Raw genomic sequence first — 1,332 nt, 5'->3', positions numbered from 1 at the left:
ACTTCAGATACACTAATAGATAAGAAGGTGAAGGTTCATGAAGAGACGGTTTCGGTGCCCCGTTCAAGTGAAGAAAGAGTTGGTCGTTGAAGTGCTATCCGGTTATCGGACAGAAGTAGTAGCGCGTCAGCACGGGATGTCTCCCAAAACGCTTAGTAACTGGGTCCGGCAATATCAGGATGAGGTGGGCGAACTAATGGCAAAGAAACGTGATGATGCAGAGAAACTAAAGCAAGATGCAGCCAAACTAGAAGAGCTCCAACAAAGATATGATCAAGCGGTTAAGCAACTGGGTGAGAAGGAATTAGAACTCAGCATTTTAAGAGAATTGGTAAAAAAAAAGCACCCCGACTGGAGACAGCGCTAATATGGATTGAACGCGGTTATCCCGTTCGGACGGTGCTGCGTATCTGTGATGTACCACGCTCTACGTATTACTACCGCTTACGGCATCCAGAACAACGAAAACCAGTAAGTACGGGACGTCCAATTTCAGGATACTCGTACGACAAAGCAGGAAAGGTTGTCAGAGATGCTCGGATAAAGGGGTATTTACGACGACTGATTCAAGGCCCCAACGCATCCTTTGGCTATCGGAAACTAACCGTTCTATTGCGTCGAAGATACCAGTTGATCATAAACAAGAAAAAGGTATACCGACTTTGCAAGGAACTCCAACTCCTTGCTCCACAACGTGAGAGGCGACATCATGTACCCAAAAAGATCGCGAATAACCGAATCGTCACAGGACCGAACCAACTGTGGCAATTAGATATTAAGTATGGGTACATCGCCGGAGAGCGCCGTCACTTCTACCTTGCTAGTATCATCGATGTGTTCGACCGTGCTATTGTAGCGTACCATCGGGGCAAGGCATGCAGCACGAGCGACATCTTAAAAGTGGTACAGAAAGCGATCCTGAAACGCAACATACATGAGCAAGCTCACAAGCTGGTGATCCGGACGGACAATGGGCCTCAGTTCATTAGCAAAGCCTTCTATGCCTATTGCGAGCAGGCAGACGTTGAGCACGAGCGTATCCCGAACAAAACGCCAAACAAGAATGCCTACATTGAATCGTTCCACAGCATTTTGGAGAAGGAATGTTACCTCCGCAATTGTTTCGAGCGCTACGAAGAAGCCTTTGCTGAGGTAGATCGATTCATTCGATATTACAACAATGATCGCATTCACGGCAGCCTTAAGGACTGGCCCCCCAAAGAATACTTACGTTTGGTTACCTCTGGAGAACTAAAACCGGAAGAAATTGCGCTATGATGTAATTTCGGTAGTATGAGCGTGGTTAGTGTCCAAAATTAGGGGGTTAAACCG

General features: G+C 46.8%; 2 protein-coding genes. Both read left to right on the top strand.

Going from position 1 to position 1,332, the window contains the following annotated elements; genetic code table 11:
• The first annotated feature begins 37 nt into the window (after positions 1–37).
• Positions 38–367, top strand: coding sequence for a transposase (locus NNL21_RS36020; RefSeq protein WP_256555723.1), 330 nt, complete (start codon positions 38–40; stop codon positions 365–367).
• The gene (locus NNL21_RS36015) at positions 304–1,278 is read left to right on the top strand and encodes an IS3 family transposase (RefSeq protein WP_309145375.1); all 975 of its coding nucleotides are present in this window, start codon (positions 304–306) and stop codon (positions 1,276–1,278) included. The genes NNL21_RS36020 and NNL21_RS36015 overlap by 64 nt, the downstream gene beginning before the upstream one ends.
• Positions 1,279–1,332 lie beyond the last annotated feature (54 nt).

It is taken from the genome of Paenibacillus mendelii (assembly GCF_024498075.1).
GTDB lineage: Bacteria > Bacillota > Bacilli > Paenibacillales > Paenibacillaceae > Paenibacillus_Z > Paenibacillus_Z mendelii.
This window is presented reverse-complemented; position numbering and strand designations above follow the sequence as displayed.

Coding starts and splice junctions, on each gene's coding strand:
- NNL21_RS36020 (WP_256555723.1), top strand. CDS start 38: ATGAAGAGACGGTTTCGGTGCCCCGTTCAAGTGAAGAAAGAGTTGGTC.